12 protein-coding genes are annotated in these 15,148 nt (G+C 60.9%); 5 read left to right on the top strand and 7 right to left on the bottom strand.

What is annotated here, in order from left to right:
- Positions 1-407: 407 nt before the first annotated feature.
- The 3 genes from IPM84_10295 to IPM84_10285 are packed head-to-tail and all read right to left on the bottom strand — an operon-like array spanning position 408 to position 2,921.
- A complete protein-coding gene (locus IPM84_10295) occupies positions 408-1,205 on the bottom strand; it encodes a GxxExxY protein (GenBank protein ID MBK9093156.1) in 798 nt (265 codons plus the stop codon).
- On the bottom strand, positions 1,202-1,885 hold the full coding sequence (locus IPM84_10290; protein MBK9093155.1) for a pentapeptide repeat-containing protein: 684 nt from the start codon (positions 1,883-1,885) through the stop codon (positions 1,202-1,204). The genes IPM84_10295 and IPM84_10290 overlap by 4 nt, the downstream gene beginning before the upstream one ends.
- Positions 1,875-2,921, bottom strand: coding sequence for a hypothetical protein (locus IPM84_10285; GenBank protein MBK9093154.1), 1,047 nt, complete (start codon positions 2,919-2,921; stop codon positions 1,875-1,877). The genes IPM84_10290 and IPM84_10285 overlap by 11 nt, the downstream gene beginning before the upstream one ends.
- A 433-nt stretch (positions 2,922-3,354) precedes the next feature.
- Here IPM84_10285 and IPM84_10280 point away from each other — a divergent pair, with 433 nt between their 5' ends.
- Complete coding sequence (locus tag IPM84_10280) at positions 3,355-3,531, top strand: hypothetical protein (protein ID MBK9093153.1); 177 nt, start codon at positions 3,355-3,357, stop codon at positions 3,529-3,531.
- Positions 3,532-3,749: 218 nt separating this feature from the next.
- On the opposite strand, the gene IPM84_10275 is transcribed toward IPM84_10280, so the two are convergent.
- The 4 genes from IPM84_10275 to IPM84_10260 all read right to left on the bottom strand — a co-directional run bounded on the left by IPM84_10275 (position 3,750) and on the right by IPM84_10260 (position 10,871).
- On the bottom strand, positions 3,750-4,661 hold the full coding sequence (locus IPM84_10275; protein ID MBK9093152.1) for a trypsin-like peptidase domain-containing protein: 912 nt from the start codon (positions 4,659-4,661) through the stop codon (positions 3,750-3,752).
- 133 nt (positions 4,662-4,794) lie between these two features.
- A complete protein-coding gene (locus IPM84_10270) occupies positions 4,795-5,448 on the bottom strand; it encodes a response regulator transcription factor (GenBank protein MBK9093151.1) in 654 nt (217 codons plus the stop codon).
- Positions 5,449-5,472: 24 nt separating this feature from the next.
- Positions 5,473-8,190, bottom strand: coding sequence for a PAS domain S-box protein (locus IPM84_10265; GenBank protein MBK9093150.1), 2,718 nt, complete (start codon positions 8,188-8,190; stop codon positions 5,473-5,475).
- A gap of 122 nt (positions 8,191-8,312) precedes the next feature.
- Positions 8,313-10,871 (bottom strand): PAS domain S-box protein, encoded by a 2,559-nt coding sequence (locus IPM84_10260; GenBank protein ID MBK9093149.1) that lies wholly within the window; start codon positions 10,869-10,871, stop codon positions 8,313-8,315.
- A 369-nt stretch (positions 10,872-11,240) separates the two neighbouring features.
- On the opposite strand from IPM84_10260, the gene IPM84_10255 reads away from it, so the two are divergent.
- From IPM84_10255 to IPM84_10240, 4 genes are read left to right on the top strand one after another with little or no spacing between them, the layout of a single operon-like run.
- On the top strand, positions 11,241-12,464 hold the full coding sequence (locus IPM84_10255) for an ATPase (GenBank protein MBK9093148.1): 1,224 nt from the start codon (positions 11,241-11,243) through the stop codon (positions 12,462-12,464).
- Positions 12,465-12,484: 20 nt separating this feature from the next.
- Positions 12,485-13,156: a cobalamin-dependent protein gene (locus tag IPM84_10250; protein MBK9093147.1), complete on the top strand. Its 672-nt coding sequence runs from the start codon at positions 12,485-12,487 to the stop codon at positions 13,154-13,156.
- Positions 13,157-13,214: 58 nt separating this feature from the next.
- Entirely contained in the window at positions 13,215-13,628 is a 414-nt protein-coding gene (locus tag IPM84_10245) for a hypothetical protein (GenBank protein MBK9093146.1), read from the top strand.
- Positions 13,625-14,812 (top strand): hybrid sensor histidine kinase/response regulator, encoded by a 1,188-nt coding sequence (locus IPM84_10240; protein MBK9093145.1) that lies wholly within the window; start codon positions 13,625-13,627, stop codon positions 14,810-14,812. The genes IPM84_10245 and IPM84_10240 overlap by 4 nt, the downstream gene beginning before the upstream one ends.
- Positions 14,813-15,148 lie beyond the last annotated feature (336 nt).

The raw sequence follows: 15,148 nt of genomic DNA, 5'->3' as shown, positions 1-15,148 counted from the left end.
CATTTGGATGAAACACAAGTTGATCGTCCGAAATCAAGACAGCTGATGATTTCATAACGGTATCACCGTCCATGTAGACGGATGGGTAGTTATGTATGTTGCTCGCCATCGAACCTGCGGGCTGCAACGTCACCAGTATGACCATCACCAGCCGCAGAACAGTGTATCGCAAATCGTTGCGATGGTATCGTCTAATGCAGGTAGTGACTGCGTCGGGTAGACGAGAGTATTTCATATTAGCTCCTCCTGTGGGGGGGAAATTACAGGCGCGAATTTGGGAAACACGGATATGGCTTTGCGGGGCGTAATGTCTGGCAGAGCGGGCGTTTGAGCACGTTTCATCCACTGCACTGCGCCGAATACTTTCTCACGCACACACCCAATCCTCGGTCTCCAAATCTGCGCCTTCATCCCTTCCCCCTCACATACTTCACTTCCATCTTCTCGTTCCGATAATTCACGATCATCCCCAGCCGTAGCCCGTGTGTGGCCATGAGAGTCCGCACCTTGTTGGCCTCCGACTGGCTGATCTGCGGTACAGATACGGGTGCCAGCACCAGCTTTTCATCCACGATGAAATGGTGAAACGTGACCTCGCCAATGGGCTGGCCGCGATGTGTCACCATCAGTTTACGCGCGCGTTGGCAGGGGATGCCCTGCGCACGAAGCTCCACACGCAGCGCGCTGACATAGATGCGCAGCAAAAACCCTGGCCCCAACGTGTGATACACCTCGCGTGCTGCATTGCGCAGCGCCAGCGTCAATTCCGGGTACAACAGATCAGGGTCGGTGATTTCTGGATTCCACGGCGCCAACGGTCGCATTCCCTCCGGCGTCAACACCCGCCGTTGACCCTGCGGCTTCAGACTGCCAAAATTGAGCAGTAGCCCCACCGGTTTGCCCGAAACCTTCAGGTAGGACAACAACTGCATCTCGTGGCGTGACCGCAACTCCGGCTGCACCTTGTACTCCAGCACGACACAGTCCTCGATCTCCGTGTCAGTGATATGCTTGCCCACCACGACATCCTTGTAGGTCACCGCATACTCCACCTGCGTCGCGCAGCGCACTCCCAATGCCCCAAACTCCAGACGCATCATCTCTTCGTAAAATGCCTCCGGATAATTGTGCCCGTGCGCATTGTACACGCTGTAGTACGCGCGCCAAGCCTTATCGCTGATGTCCGCATGCAGCAGTTTGATCACAGCACCCTCCCATCACGCCACAAAAGGCCAATACCGGTCACGCCCACATCACCACCCGCGCGCCCCCCCAATCCGCGCTCCCCAAATCCGCGCTCCCTAAATCCGCGCTCCCCAAATCCGCACTCCCCAAATCCGCCCTCCCCAAACCCGCACTCCCCAAATCCGCGCTCCCCAAACCCGCACTCCCCAAATCCGCGCTCCCTAAATCCGCGCTCCCCAAATCCGCGCTCCCTAAATCCGCGCTCCCCAAATCCGCACTCCCTAAATCCGCGCTCCCCAAATCCGCACTCCCCAAATCCGCGCTCCCCAAATCCGCACTCCCTAAATCCGCACTCCCCAAATCCGCACTCCCCAAATCCGCGCTCCCCAAATCCGCACTCCCTAAATCCGCACTCCCTAAATCCGCGCTCCCCAAATCCGCGCTCCCTAAATCCGCACTCCCCAAATCCGCGCTCCCTAAATCCGCACTCCCTAAATCCGCACTCCCTAAATCCGCACTCCCTAAATCCGCACTCCCTAAATCCGCACTCCCTAAATCCGCACTCCCCTAATCCGCGCTCCCCTAATCCGCGCTCCCCAAATCCGCGCTCCCCAAATCCGCGCCTGTACTCCCCCCCCGCAAGGTGCCGGATCAAGTTGCATGAAAAAAGCAGACAACAGCAATCATCATTAGATCCCAAAAGTAACGGTGCATTTGCGCCCGAACCTTGAGTCCCCATTACCTGAGCCGAAACCAACCTGCGTTGTTGGTTGTTCACCAGTATACATCATGTGAATAGCCAGCGAACCGCCGCCAAAATTGGATAGTCTGCCGTGAAGTACATACTGATCCAACTGAGTGCCCATGATATGCGTGGGCATTCCATTTAACCCTCCTCCTGGTGATACTGATAGAATTATTGCTCCGTAAGGGTTTGCCCCGCTGGGAATCCCTGCAACAAATGAACACATGATTACGATATCACCGGCAGGAACGTTAGAAAAGTTGAACTCACTCACAACAAGAGGCCCCTGACCCTGGGCAACCAAGTATGAGTTGTCCTCTACGTAGGTCGCTGCTGCGGTCTGCTTTTGACTGGTCACGGCTTGATCGGCGATCTTCCCCGTCGTCACTGCTCCATCCCCCAACTTGGCCTGCGTCACCGCCTGATCCGCGATCTTCCCCGTCGTCACACTGCCATCTGGCACGGTCAGCGCCTGCACCGCAAACGGCACACTGCCGAGCTGCACGCGTGGGGCCATCTCGTCATCCGTACCGACGGTGATGCCGAGCCAGAGGGTGTTGTTGCCGGTGACCACCGCCTGCGGGATGGGCGTCAGGCTGCCGAGCATGACGTTGAAGAGACCGTCGCTGACCTGCACGCCGTTCTGGCCGGTCCACTGTTCTTCCCACAGCGGCGCGCCCCCGCTGGCAGCGTTGTAAAGGCGAAAGATGATACTGTAAGTGCCGGTCAGCGGCGCACCGGCGGCATCGGCCAGGCGGCCCTGGTAGGCGATGGTGTTGGTCGAAGGGACATTCGGCCCCAGCAGGCGCAGCGGCAGCGCGCCGGCCGATTGCGCCCACAACAGCAGGCCGATCATCAGCAGGGTGAAAAGCACATTGCCCGGCGTGGGCAAGAGGCGGCGCCCGATGCGCTGCCAGCCCTCGCGGCCGCGGCGACGCAGGCGCGTAATGAACGACGGCAATTGAATGGTGATTGTTTCTGGCGTTTCCATTGGATACTACTCCTCTCTCGTTTCAGTCAGGGCATTGGGTCGAGATCGGCCGATGGCTCAGGCACGCTCGACGCCACGACGATGCCGGTGGCCGGCTCAAAGAAATCTCAGGATACACATGCGACAAGATCATTATACTATCGAATGACTTTCAGTGGTCTGTCAACTTTCTGCCAACCTGGCAAAAACCCTGTCACCGATCGGGAAAAACCGTCATTGCAATTCATTGCTGCTCATCCCCTCCCGGGCCGCGGACGGCCGGGAAGTGGACAGGCTGGCCCTGCCGGGCTTCGATTGAGGTGAGGGGTTCGGCGGTGGAGACTGCTGTGCAAGGTCTGGATTTGCTGACCGGTTTACCGGTTACTCGCTCACCGTGCTATAACCCGGTTGGCGATGCCCGATTGCTGACGAGGATCCAAGAGGAAGACGGACGATGACCTGTCAAACGATCACCTTGAAGCTGCCAGGGTCGCTCTATCGCACCGTCCGACAGATGGCGCAGGTTTCCAGGCAGCCTATCGAGACCGTGCTGCAGGATAGCCTGGCGGCTGTACTGCCACCAGGCGAATGCGATACTGCAAGCGGGCACGAATTGCGCCTGTTTCCTTAGGCGAAAAAGTGAAATCCGTTCCCGCTTGCAGTATGTAATTGTCCTGCGAACAACATTTCGAACCGGGTTCGTCCGAGGCAACTGCTGCAAACTTGGACCACTAGTGGGCGGCGTAAGTTGCCAGGCAGTTCGTAGTGACGGCTAAAGCCGTTTCTGCGACCGCCTTCGCGTCTTCGCGTCACTTCGCGGCTTCGTGATCCAAATCCGCTCGTTCGAACCTACGCGCTGCGCTCGCCGATGACGACATCGAGGGTTTGCACCTGGCCCCCACGCACGATGCGCGCCGACAGCGGCCGCCCCACCCGTTCACCGGTCAACAGGGCCATGAGATCATCGAGATGCCGCACCGGCTGGCTATCCAGGCTGATGAGTGTGTCGCCCATGAAAAGGCCAGCCTTGTCGGCCGGGCCATCGGCCTCGACGGAACCGAGCAGCAGACCGCTCTCCTGCTGCAACTGCTGAGCGAGCAGAGCCGGGAGGCGTGCGGCCTGCGCACTGACGCCGAGGTAGCCGCGGCGCACGTGGCCATGCGAGAGGATGGTCTCTACGACGCGGCGCAGCGTGGGCGCGGGGATGGTCAGACTGACGCCGCGCAGCATGGCGGAGGTGTTCATGCCGATGATGTGGCCGGCCGCATCCACCAGGGGGCCGCCAGAAAAACCGGGATACATGACTACATCGCTCTGCAGATAGTGGTCAACTTCACCGCCGGCCGGTGTGCGCCAGCCCTCGCCCAGGGCGCTGACGATGCCGAAGGTGGCCAGGACACGCTGACCAGGACGCCCCAGCGCCAGCGCCAAGTGTCCCACACGCAGGTCGGTCGGATCGGCCCAGGTTGGCACAGTCAGGGGCAGCTGTCCCTGGCCGATCTGCGCCTGCAGCACCGCCACATCGGTGGTTGGGTCACGCCCCAGCAGGCGCGCCGACAGGGTGCGCCCGTCATGCAGGCCGATGCCCACATGGTCATCCTGCTCGACCACATGGTGCGCCGTCACAATCACGCCGGCGGCCGACCAGACGATGCCGGTCGCGGGCAAGCGCCGCCGCGCTTCCACACGCACCACCGCCGACCCGGTCCCCTCCACGGTGAGCGCCAACGCATCCGAAAAATCCTGTAAAACTGAAGCCATCTGATAGTCTCCTTTGTCACGATCCACAAGTCATAGCCGACATCGCGTCGGTACGAACAGGCTCAGGATCGCGCCAACGGCGCGGCGAGGCATCCCCCGCTTGATGAGGGCGCGACCTGGAAAAAAGATCAGGTCAGAGGTTGATCAACCCCAGGCGCGTGGCCCGCACGACGGCTTCGGTGCGGCCCTGGGCGCCCAGTTTGCTCAGAATGGCGTTGACGTGGAACTTGACGGTGTGTTCGCTGATGGCGAGTTGGCGGGCGATTTCTTTGTTGGGCAGACCCTCGGCCAGGCACCGCAGGACATCCAACTCACGGGGGGTCAGTTCCTCCAACAGCGCGACGTGAGAGCGCTCGCCGGGCACGACCCGCGCGGGAGCCAGGGCAGGATCGAGCACGACCAGGCCGGCGGCGGCCGCGGCCAGCGCAGCGACGATCACGGCAGGGGCAGCGTCGCGGAAGAGCAGGCTGCGCACAGCGGCTGCCCACAGCGCGGGGGCATGCGTGGCATCCGGCAGCAGGGCGACGATCGGAATCTGAGGGCGTTCGAGGTCAGTGAGCTGTTCCAGGGCCGATTTGCCGCCAGGGAGGGCTGGTCGCTGCGGATCCCAGCCGAGGTCCCACAGCGCCGCGTCCGGGCGATAGACGGCCAGCGCCAGCGCCAGTTCACCATCGGCAGGCGCCTGGCCGATCACCTGGCAGCCTGGTTCACCGGCCAGGTGCGCGGCCAGGCCCATGCGCGCCAGGGGATCATCGGCGATGATCACGACCCGCAGTTCAGGTGGCATGACAAATCCTGATGGTCCGCGGCATCACGGGGACAGCGCCGGCTTGAGCATGACGGTGAAGGTGCTGCCCTGGCCCACCTGGCTGTCAAGGGTGAGGTGGCCGCCGTGCAGTTTGACGATTTCCTGACAGATGGCCAGTCCCAACCCGGTGCCTGGGACCTTGCTGTGCAAGGCGGCCTGGCCGCGGAAGAACCGATTGAATACCTGGGCCTGTTCCTCAGCCGGAATTCCAGGGCCGGTATCGTTGACCGCCACACAGACCCATTCGGCGCCGGCTGACTGCGCGACGAATGAACGCAGGGTGATGGTCCCGCCGGCCGCTGTGTAGTTCATGGCGTTGGTCATCAAGGTGGTGAGTATCTGAATCAGCAGGCGGTGATCGGCCTGCGCCCACAGGGGAGCCGCATTCATCAACAGATGCAGGGTCAGGCCGCGTTCGTTCACCAACGGCTCACGATCCTGCGCCAGGGTGATGAGCAGGTGATTGACATCCACCGGGACCAAAATCGGCGTTGTCTTGTCGAGATCCAGGCGCGAGATCTGGAGCAGGTCTTCGATCAAACGGTGCAACAGGTTGGCTTCGCGATGCAGGGTGGTCATGTATTGCGCATGCCGCTCGGGTTTGCCGCTTGCCAGCAGCGTCAGGTAGAGTTTGATGTTGGCCAACGGGGTGCGCAGTTCGTGCGAGACGTTGGAGACAAATTGGCTCTTCATGACATCGAGCTCCCGCAGTTTGACGTTTGCCTCCAGCAGGGCGTGCGTGCGCTCGGCCACCCGTTCTTCCATCTCGGCCGCGTGCTGCTGTACGGCTTCATACAGGTGAGCATTTTCGATCGCCACGCCGGCCTGGTCCGCGAAGGCTTGCAGGCGCTCGGCATGGGCCTGTTGGTAGAAGCCGGCGGTGGCGCTGCCTACGGTGACGAGACCGACCATGACGCCCTTGCGGCGGATCGGCGCGCCGGCAAGGGAGCGCAGCCAGGCGATCTCTGGCAGAGCAACCCATCCTGGAAAGGTGCGCGTATCAGGAATGGCTAACGGAAGCCCTGTTTGCAGCATGTGGCGAAGATTGGCCGTTTCCTCGACGCGAAAGCGTAGGCTCAGTACAAATGCCGCCTGATTCGGCTCGTTGTAGCCGCGCACACGCACGATCTGGGCGATGTCGCCGGTGATGAGCATGATCTCAGACGTGTCATGGGGCAGGACTTTGCCGACGTTATCGAGAATGCGGTCGAGCAGCTCGTCGAAATCGAGCGTGCTGCTGAGCGCGGCGGCAGTGTCGCGCAGGGCCTCGGTCAACGTTTGCTGCTCGCGCGCCACCAGCTCCATCTGTTTGCGCTGCGTGATGTCGTGCAACAGGACGGAAATGGCCTGGCGATTTTCGATCTGCAGGAGTGCCGCCGTCACTTCGACCGGAATCAGCGTCCCATCGCGGCGTCGGTAATGACGTTCGGCGACATGAAAATGTCCGCTCGTCAGCACCCGTTCGATGTTGGCATCTAGCGCTGGAGGCGCAAGCGCCACCAGGTCGTAGAGGGTCACTGTGCAGATCTCGGCCAGCGTGTAGCCCAGCAGCTCGCAGACACGGGGATTCGCGTCCATGATGGCCCGGGTCTGCGCATCCATGAGCAGGATGCCTTCGGACGATTGTTCGACCATGCTGCGATAGCGTGTCTCGCTGTCAAGGCGTGCCTGGTGCGACGCGGCGAGGCGATCGAGCATCGAATTGATCGAACGGGCCAGCCCAGTCAACTCATCGCTGCCCGTGACGCCGGTGCGCAGCGCAAGCGTGGCGTCATCCGTACCGATCGCATGGACATCCGCGGCCAGCCGGGAGACGCGTGTGAGAAGAACTCGTTCCAACAAGATCACAGCCAGCACGCCGAAGACGATGCCGATCAGGAGCAGCGCCAGCCCGATGAGGCGCACCGTGATCAAGGTGGCCTGGTAGATCTCACGACCATTGGACACGCGCAGCAAGAGCGCGGGGCTACCGTAGATGTCGGTGAGGGCAACGTAGCCGGTCACAGTCTGGGCGTCGAGCGGCAGCACTATGACCGTGCCCGGTGTGTCCAGCAGGGTGTGCAGCGTGGCGGCCGGCAGCAACGGGTCCGCTTGCTGGATGGATTGCACCGTGACAGAGCCCTGGATTAGGTCGCTCAAAAGCTCCACCTGCGGCGCATCGAGAAAGCGCGCCATCAGCAGGGCGCCGCGCGGCGGGCCTTGCTCGTGACTGGTCAGAATGGGTTGGACGGCGAAGATGAGGGGGCCTTCGGGCAACACAAGCAGCCCGCTCATGGGGCCGCCAGGTGCGGAGAGCGTCAGTTGATGCAGGGCCGGTAGCTGCGCCAACAGATCGGTAGGCAGTGGGAGCAGTTGGCGAGTCTGCAAATCATAGGCTCGACCGCGGAAAACAGCGCCGGCAGGGGTCACGTAGAGCAGAATATTCAGACGCAACGTCTCCAGAGTTTCAGGCATCAGATTGGAGTCAACGAAATCCTCGCTGCCGGTTTGCATGAACTCATAGCTATCGTCCCAAGACGCCCAGTCCGTTGTGGTGGCACGCAAGGTCTCGAGTTCATTGTCGAGCGCCTGCCGGGCGCGCTGCACATGATTGAGGGTGTTGAGCGTCTCAAGTTGGAGAAACTGGCTGAGTAGAATGCGCGACAGCGCCACGTACAGCACCACAAACAGTGCGACGGTCGTTATAACCCACGCCAGAATGACTTTAGTACGCAGCGACATGTGTTTGCATTTACCTTGAGCGATCAAGACACAGCCCATGTCAGTTGCGGACGACTGCAAGTCGCTGCAACGACTGCGAAGTTCACCGGCGTGGGCTGTGACCCAAGACTGAAATGCACCTCTCAGGCCTCATGCGGCCGGGAAAGCGCCAGGGGTAACCACGCGGTAAAGGTGCTGCCACGGCCCGGTTCGCTCTCCAACGTAATCTGCCCGTCATGCCGGCGCAGAATCTCCTGACAGATGGCAAGCCCCAAACCGGTGCCCGACGCGGCCGCGGTGCGGCTGGCGTCGCCGCGATAGAAACGGTCGAAGATATGCATCCGATCCCTGGGTGAGATTCCTGGCCCTGTGTCGCTCACGCTGAAGGTCAACCAGTCATGCTCGCTGTTCGACCGCAACTGAGTCGCCAGCGTGATGACGCCGCCGGTCGGCGTGTAGTTCATCGCGTTGGTCAGCAGGTTGGTGAGCACCTGGGTCATCATGGCTTGATCTGCCGGGATCGTGGGCAGATCGGGAGTCAGCCTGGTCTGCAAGGTCAGGCCGCGATCGGCAATGAGCGCTGCCCGATCGCTGAGGAGGCGCTGAATGAGTAAGTTGACATCGAGCGGTGTCAGCGCGACCGAGCGCTGGCCCAGGTCGAAGCGCGAGAGATCGAGTAACTCCTCGATCAGCCGGTGCAGCAGGCTGGCCTCACGGTTGAGGGTGGCCAGATATTGGGTGTGTTTGTCTGCGCGGCCTTTCTCCAGCAGTTGGAGATAGAGCTTGATGTTCGCGAGTGGCGTGCGCAGTTCGTGCGACACATTAGCGACGAACTGGCTCTTGAGGTGATCGAGTTCTTGTAGTTTGGCGTTGGCCGCTTGCAGCTCGACCGTGCGGCCGGCCACGCGCGCTTCCAACTCGGCTGCGTGCGCGCGCACCCGCTCGTAGAGCTGCGCGTTGTCAATGGCGATGCCGGTCTGATCGGCCAGGGCTTGCAGGCGTTCGGCATGGGTGGTGTTGAAAAATCCTGGCTCCCGGCTTTCCAGGGACAGGAAGCCGATGATGCCACGGCGGCAGCGGATCGGGGCGCCCACGAACGCGCGCGCCTGGTGCCCAGCCTGTGTCACGATCCACCCAGGATAGGCGGTCACATCGGGAATGACGAGGGGACGGTTGCTGGTGAGCATGGTGTGTAGATTGCGTGTGGCGGAGACGACAAAGGGAAATTGCAACGCCTCGTCCGTCAGGCCCATGTCTGCATAACCGGCGCTGCGCACGATCCGCGCCAGGTCGCCCTCGATCAACATGATTATGGCGGCGTCGTGCGGGACGACACGGCCGATGTTGCCGAGGATGCGGTCCAGGACCTCGTTCAGATCGAGGGTGCTGTTGATAAGCGCCGCGATGTGGCGCAGCATCTCTACCAGGGCATGTTGCTGGCGCTCCGCGGCTTCCATGGTCTTACGCGCGGTGATGTCTTCCTTCACCGCCAGGTAATGGGTGATGCGCCCGGTCGAATCGGTGATTGCAGAGATCGAAGCGGCCTCCCAAAACAGTTCGCCGTTCTTCTTGCGATTGTGGAATTCTCCGCGCCATTCCCCGCCACTGCTGATGGTTTGCCAGAGGCGCGCATATTCTGCGGGCGCGGTTTCGCCCGACTTGAGCAGGCGCGGGTTGCGACCAATGACCTCTTCCGGCTGGTAGCCCGTGGCCTGGGTGAATTTGGGATTGACGTATTCCACGTTGCCCTGCGTGTCGGACAGCATGATCGCGGCCGGGCTTTGTTCGATGGCGCGCTGCAGGATATGCAGCCTTTCTTGCGCCTGCTTCTGCTCGCTGATGTCTTCGACCGTGCCCTCGTAATAGAGGACATCGCCATCTGCCCCATAGATGGCATGTGCGTTCTCGCAGATGATCAGGGAAGATCCGTCGCGGCGTTGCCAGATCGCCTCATGACCGCGCAGGATGCCGGTCTGCTGCAGCAGGCGATTGAACTCAGTGCGTGAGTATGGGGGCGCGAAGCCCTCAGTTTCCAGGTCGCGCAGGGCCATCTGCGCGAAGGAGTCATAGCCCAACATGTGGATGAGCGCGGGGTTGGCATCCAGGATACGTCCGCGGGGAGATGTGCGGTAGATGCCGATGGGCGCCTGCTCGAACAGGCTGCGATATTTCTCCTCGCTCTCTCGCAGCGCGGCTTCCGTGCGTTTGCGTGTCAGGGCGATGGCGATCTGGCGCGAGACAAAAGTCAGTAATTCTTTATCGGTTTCACTGAAGTGGATGGCGTCGTGATAGCTCTGCACCACCAGCACACCCAGGACATGGTCATCCACCTTGAGCGGCACACCCAGCCAGTCCACGGCCGGGGTCAACACGAGTTCGACCTCGCCTTGCTCTTGCAGTTTGCGAAAGACGGCCGGCGTCACCAGGTGGGACTGCCCGGTGCGCAGGACATACTCGGTCAGTCCTTTGACCATGGGACGCGGCGGGGGGGGCGGGTCATTTTCGTCCACAAAATAGGGAAAACTGAGGGTGTTCGTCTGCGCATCGTGTAGGGCGATATAAAAGTTGGCAGCAAACATCAATTGCGCGACAATGCTATGCATGGCGGCATAGAAGGTGGGCAGATCACTACCGCTGACGGTCTCTTCGGCAATACGATACAGGGCCGCATGCAGGGTGAGCGGTTGGTCTGATGCGTACATTCGGTACTCCCCTGCGGAGGTAACTGAGTTCTTGGGCAACCATGCTGCAAGCGGGAACAGACTTCACTTTTATGCCGAAGGAAACAGGCGCAATTCGTGCCCGCTTGCAGTATACGTAGGCTTTTGCGCCAGGTGAAACGTCGGTGGACATGGCACAACAAGCCTATGTGCATTATAGCCCAACGCCGGGTACAACGCAATTGATCGCACAGCCGTAAGCCCATCTCAGGCCGGGGGCGAACCGGGCGACTGCCACACGTGCGCTTGAATCAGGGCCTTTCCTGATGAAATTCTCAGGTTTTTCCTGATTCCGGTGAGCGGCCAGAATCGCTACACTACACCGAACACGTTTGATTGTGCGGAGAAGCTATGCACGCGGAAATGACTACGGCCCTGTTCGTTGACTCGCCGTACATCGTTCTCACGCTGGATCGCCAGGGAGCCATCGTGGATGCCAACCCCAGCGCCCTGCGTCTGCTCGGCGATCAAATTTGCGCTCGCGCCTGGATTGATCTGCTCGATCTGTTCAGCCAGGAAAAAGGGCGTTTGTTGCTGGCGAACAGTTGGCGCGACGGCAGCGCCAGCGATTGGGAAGTAGACCACGTCAAGCCTGATGGCGAGTTGATGTTGGTCAGCTACACGACCTTTCAACTGGGCACGGACAGCCTGCTGGCGTTGATCGGGCAGGACCAGAGCGAAAAACTGCAGTTGACCAGCCAGTTGGCGGCCGTCAACCAACGCCTGGAAGGGGCTTACCTGGCCCTGGAAAAGACGCATGCTGAATTGAAGCACACGCAGGCGCAGTTGGTGCAGTCTGAAAAGATGCGGGCCTTGGGCCAGATGGTGGCCGGCGTCGCGCACGAGATCAACAACCCGGCCGCGTTCGTGTCCAGCAACCTGGCGCACCTGGCTACGGTGCTGCCGGACTTGCAGGCGGTGTTCGCGGCCTATCAGCCGCTCAGGATGGTGGCCGATGTCGCCACCCGGGAGGCCATCGCCGCCGCCGAAAGCGCGGCCGATCTCGAATTTTTGTGGGCCGATCTACCGCAGCTCGTGCAAGAGAGCCAGGATGGCGTCACCCGCATTCGCGACATCGTGCTCTCGCTGCGCAATTTCTCCCGCCTGGATGAATCCGCGCAGAAGGACGCGGACATCAATGAGGGCCTGCGCAGCACCCTGCGGATCGTGCGGCCTCTGTGCCAGAATCGCATCGAGATCAAAGAGGCGTACGGAGATCTGCCGGTCATCTGGTGTCACCCTGGCCAACTCAACCAGGTGTTTCTGAATGTGCTCATCAACGCGGTGCAGGCCATCCCTGACAGCGGCACGATTTGGGTGAGCACCGCGCTGCAGGCTGACCAGGTGGTGGTCTGCCTGCGTGACAGCGGTGAGGGCATGGACGCGCAGACCCTGGCGCGTCTGGGCGAGCCGTTTTTCACCACCAAACCGGTTGGCGCCGGCACCGGACTGGGGCTGGCGATCAGCTTTGGCATCATGGAACGTCACCGGGGGCGGCTGCGCTATGAGAGCCAACCCGGCCAAGGAACCACTGTGTTCATCGAGATTCCAGCGCAAAGGAGACAAAGTGTATGAGTTTGGCCATGGATAGGGAAATGACAGGCGTCACAACGGCGCCCGAGGCCACAGCAGTTCTAGCCGATTTTCAAGCCGATTACCTGAACGCGATGATTGCGGGTAGCGGCCGGCAGGCCGATCAAGTGATCACGCACGCGTTCGATCAGCAGGTGGTGGTCAATGATGTTTATATGAACATTCTGCAGACCACAGCCTATGAGATCGGGCGCTTATGGCAGGTCAACAAGTTCACGGTGGCGCAGGAACACCTGGCCACCGCCATCATCGAGCGCCAGATGGGGGACATGCATGGTCTCTTCAAACCGCAGACAGACCTGAAGCGCACCCTGGTGTTGGGCTGCGTAGAAAAAGAATTTCACCGCGTGGGCTGTCGCATGGTGGCCGATTTCATGGAGCAGGCCGGCTGGACCGTCTACTATCTGGGGGCCGCGGTGCCTGTGCGCGATTTTGTCAGCATGGCACGCAGCGTCAATGCCGACCTGATTGGCGTATCGGCGCAAATGGTCTACCATGTGCCGAGCATCACCAATTTCGTGCGTGAGTTCGACAACCAGGGCATGGGCGGTATTCCGATTATGGCGGGCGGGTTGCCCTTCGTGCAACAGCCGGAACTCTATCGGGCCTTGGGCGTGCGCTTCAGCGGCGTGGATGCGCGCGCGGCTGTCACCCGAGCCAGCCAGGTTGCCTGAGCGGCCAAGATGTCAAATCATGGCAGGAAAGCTGCCATTCTGATGCAGGAGGGTTATCATGGATACAACGGTTGAGTTGAAGCCGGTCTCACCCGCGGCGCTGGCTGCGTATCGTAAACACAAAACCAGGATCGTCGAGAACGTCGTGGCGCGCGCGCTGGAGCAACCGGCAGAGGTGGCACAGCATGGGGATGATGCCGAACGGATCGTGACTGCCGGCATCGAATTCACCGCCCAGGTGTTGGAGAGCGTGATACAGGTGGGCGACCCCGCGCTGCTCGACTATCAGCTCAGTTGGGCGCAGGATCGTCTGCCGCACGACGGCGTCTCTCCTGCATTCGTCCTGAGTCGTTTTCGCAACTTCGCCGACAGCGTAGCCGAGGCGCTGGCGCCCGCACACGCGCAGGAGGTCAATCAGTGGGTCAACTGGCTGATCAACCGACAGCAAGCCCTGGTGAACGCAGCCGCATGAAAGCACACGTTCTGGTCATTGACGACGAGGCGCCTGTCCTGGCGGCGTTGCGCCGCCTGTTGCGTCGCGAGTTCGAAGTGTTCACCGCCAACTCCGGCGCTGAAGGTCTGGACCTCATGCAGGAGAACGAGGTCCAAGTCATTCTGACCGATCAGCGCATGCCGGGCATGACAGGGGTTGATTTTCTGGCCGATGTCAAGACGCGCCACCCTGACGCCACGCGCCTGCTGTTCACCGGTTACGCCGATCTGGAGAGCGTCATCCAGGCCATCAATGAGGGCAACGTCTATCGCTACCTGGTCAAGCCCTGGAACCCGGATGAACTACTGGGCATGGTGCGTGAGGCCAACGAACGCTATGAGCTGATTGTGGCGCGACGCCAACTGATGGCTGAACTGCAGCGCATCAACGCCGAACTGGAGCAGCGCGTGCATCTGCGCACCGAGGAGCTGGCCGCGGCCAATGTGCAGTTGCGGGAGCTGAACCGCCTGAAGGATGATTTCATCGCCATCACCTCGCACGACCTGCGCTCGCCCCTGACGGCCATCCTGGGGGCAGCCGAACTGCTGCAGGACATCTCCTGGAAGGATAGCGATATCCGTGACGGCCTGTTGACCATGATCGAAGATGCCGGGCGACGCATGCTGGAGCTGGTCAACAACCTGCTGGACCTGGCGCGCCTGGAAGCCGGCGGGGCCGAATTGCATATCAGTACCGTCTCCCTGGCGCACCTCCTCGGTGAATGCATCAGCACCCTGGCGCCCGTGGCGCGGGGCAAAGCAATCGGCTGTGCGCTGGACATGGGGGCGGAGGTGCCGGACATTCAGGCGGACAACGCGCGTCTCTACCAGGTGTTCAACAACCTGCTGAGCAACGCGCTGAAGTTCACCGACGCGGGCGGGCAGATCAAGGTGTCAGTCCGCCTCAAGGAACCGGAGTGGGTCACGGTGTGTGTCACAGACACCGGGCGCGGAATTGCGCCAGACGATCTGCCCAAGTTGTTCAATCGCTTCAGGCAGACGAGCACCAGGGCCACCCGTGGTGAACAAGGTTCCGGACTGGGGCTTTCCATCGTCCGGCAGTTGGTACATATGCACCACGGCGAAGTGCATGTCAGCAGCACATTGGGGGTGGGCACCACCTTCACGGTGCGCCTACCGATCAAGCCGCCTGCGCAGGCCTGAAGGGTCAGCCTTGAACTGAAGTTCAGGCTGTTATGGGAAGTCCGCTGAAGCGGACTGGCGGCATGAGCGAATCTCGGCGATGCGCGTCGGTCTCGAAGGGCCTCGATTTCCTGCCACGAATTTCACCGATTTTCACGAATCGAGCTTCTGCCTTCGTGGCGGTTCGTGCAATTCGTGGCAAGAATCCGCCCAGCTTTCTCTGCCACGAATTTCACTAATTTGCACGAATCGAGCTTCTGCCTTCGTTTCGATTCGTGCAATTCGTGGCAAGAATCCGCCTTGCTTTCCCTGCCACGAATTTCACTAATTTTCACGAATTCCAGGGCCTTTTCGTTT

The organism is Candidatus Amarolinea dominans, assembly GCA_016719785.1.
GTDB lineage: Bacteria > Chloroflexota > Anaerolineae > SSC4 > Amarolineaceae > Amarolinea > Amarolinea dominans.
Note: the sequence above shows the minus strand (reverse complement) of the source record. Positions and strands in the feature narration are given on the sequence as shown.

Coding starts and splice junctions, on each gene's coding strand:
- IPM84_10245 (MBK9093146.1), top strand. CDS start 13,215: ATGGATACAACGGTTGAGTTGAAGCCGGTCTCACCCGCGGCGCTGGCT.
- IPM84_10285 (MBK9093154.1), bottom strand. CDS start 2,921: ATGGAAACGCCAGAAACAATCACCATTCAATTGCCGTCGTTCATTACG.
- IPM84_10275 (MBK9093152.1), bottom strand. CDS start 4,661: ATGGCTTCAGTTTTACAGGATTTTTCGGATGCGTTGGCGCTCACCGTG.
- IPM84_10255 (MBK9093148.1), top strand. CDS start 11,241: ATGCACGCGGAAATGACTACGGCCCTGTTCGTTGACTCGCCGTACATC.
- IPM84_10265 (MBK9093150.1), bottom strand. CDS start 8,190: ATGTCGCTGCGTACTAAAGTCATTCTGGCGTGGGTTATAACGACCGTC.
- IPM84_10280 (MBK9093153.1), top strand. CDS start 3,355: ATGACCTGTCAAACGATCACCTTGAAGCTGCCAGGGTCGCTCTATCGC.
- IPM84_10260 (MBK9093149.1), bottom strand. CDS start 10,871: ATGTACGCATCAGACCAACCGCTCACCCTGCATGCGGCCCTGTATCGT.
- IPM84_10240 (MBK9093145.1), top strand. CDS start 13,625: ATGAAAGCACACGTTCTGGTCATTGACGACGAGGCGCCTGTCCTGGCG.
- IPM84_10250 (MBK9093147.1), top strand. CDS start 12,485: ATGACAGGCGTCACAACGGCGCCCGAGGCCACAGCAGTTCTAGCCGAT.
- IPM84_10270 (MBK9093151.1), bottom strand. CDS start 5,448: ATGCCACCTGAACTGCGGGTCGTGATCATCGCCGATGATCCCCTGGCG.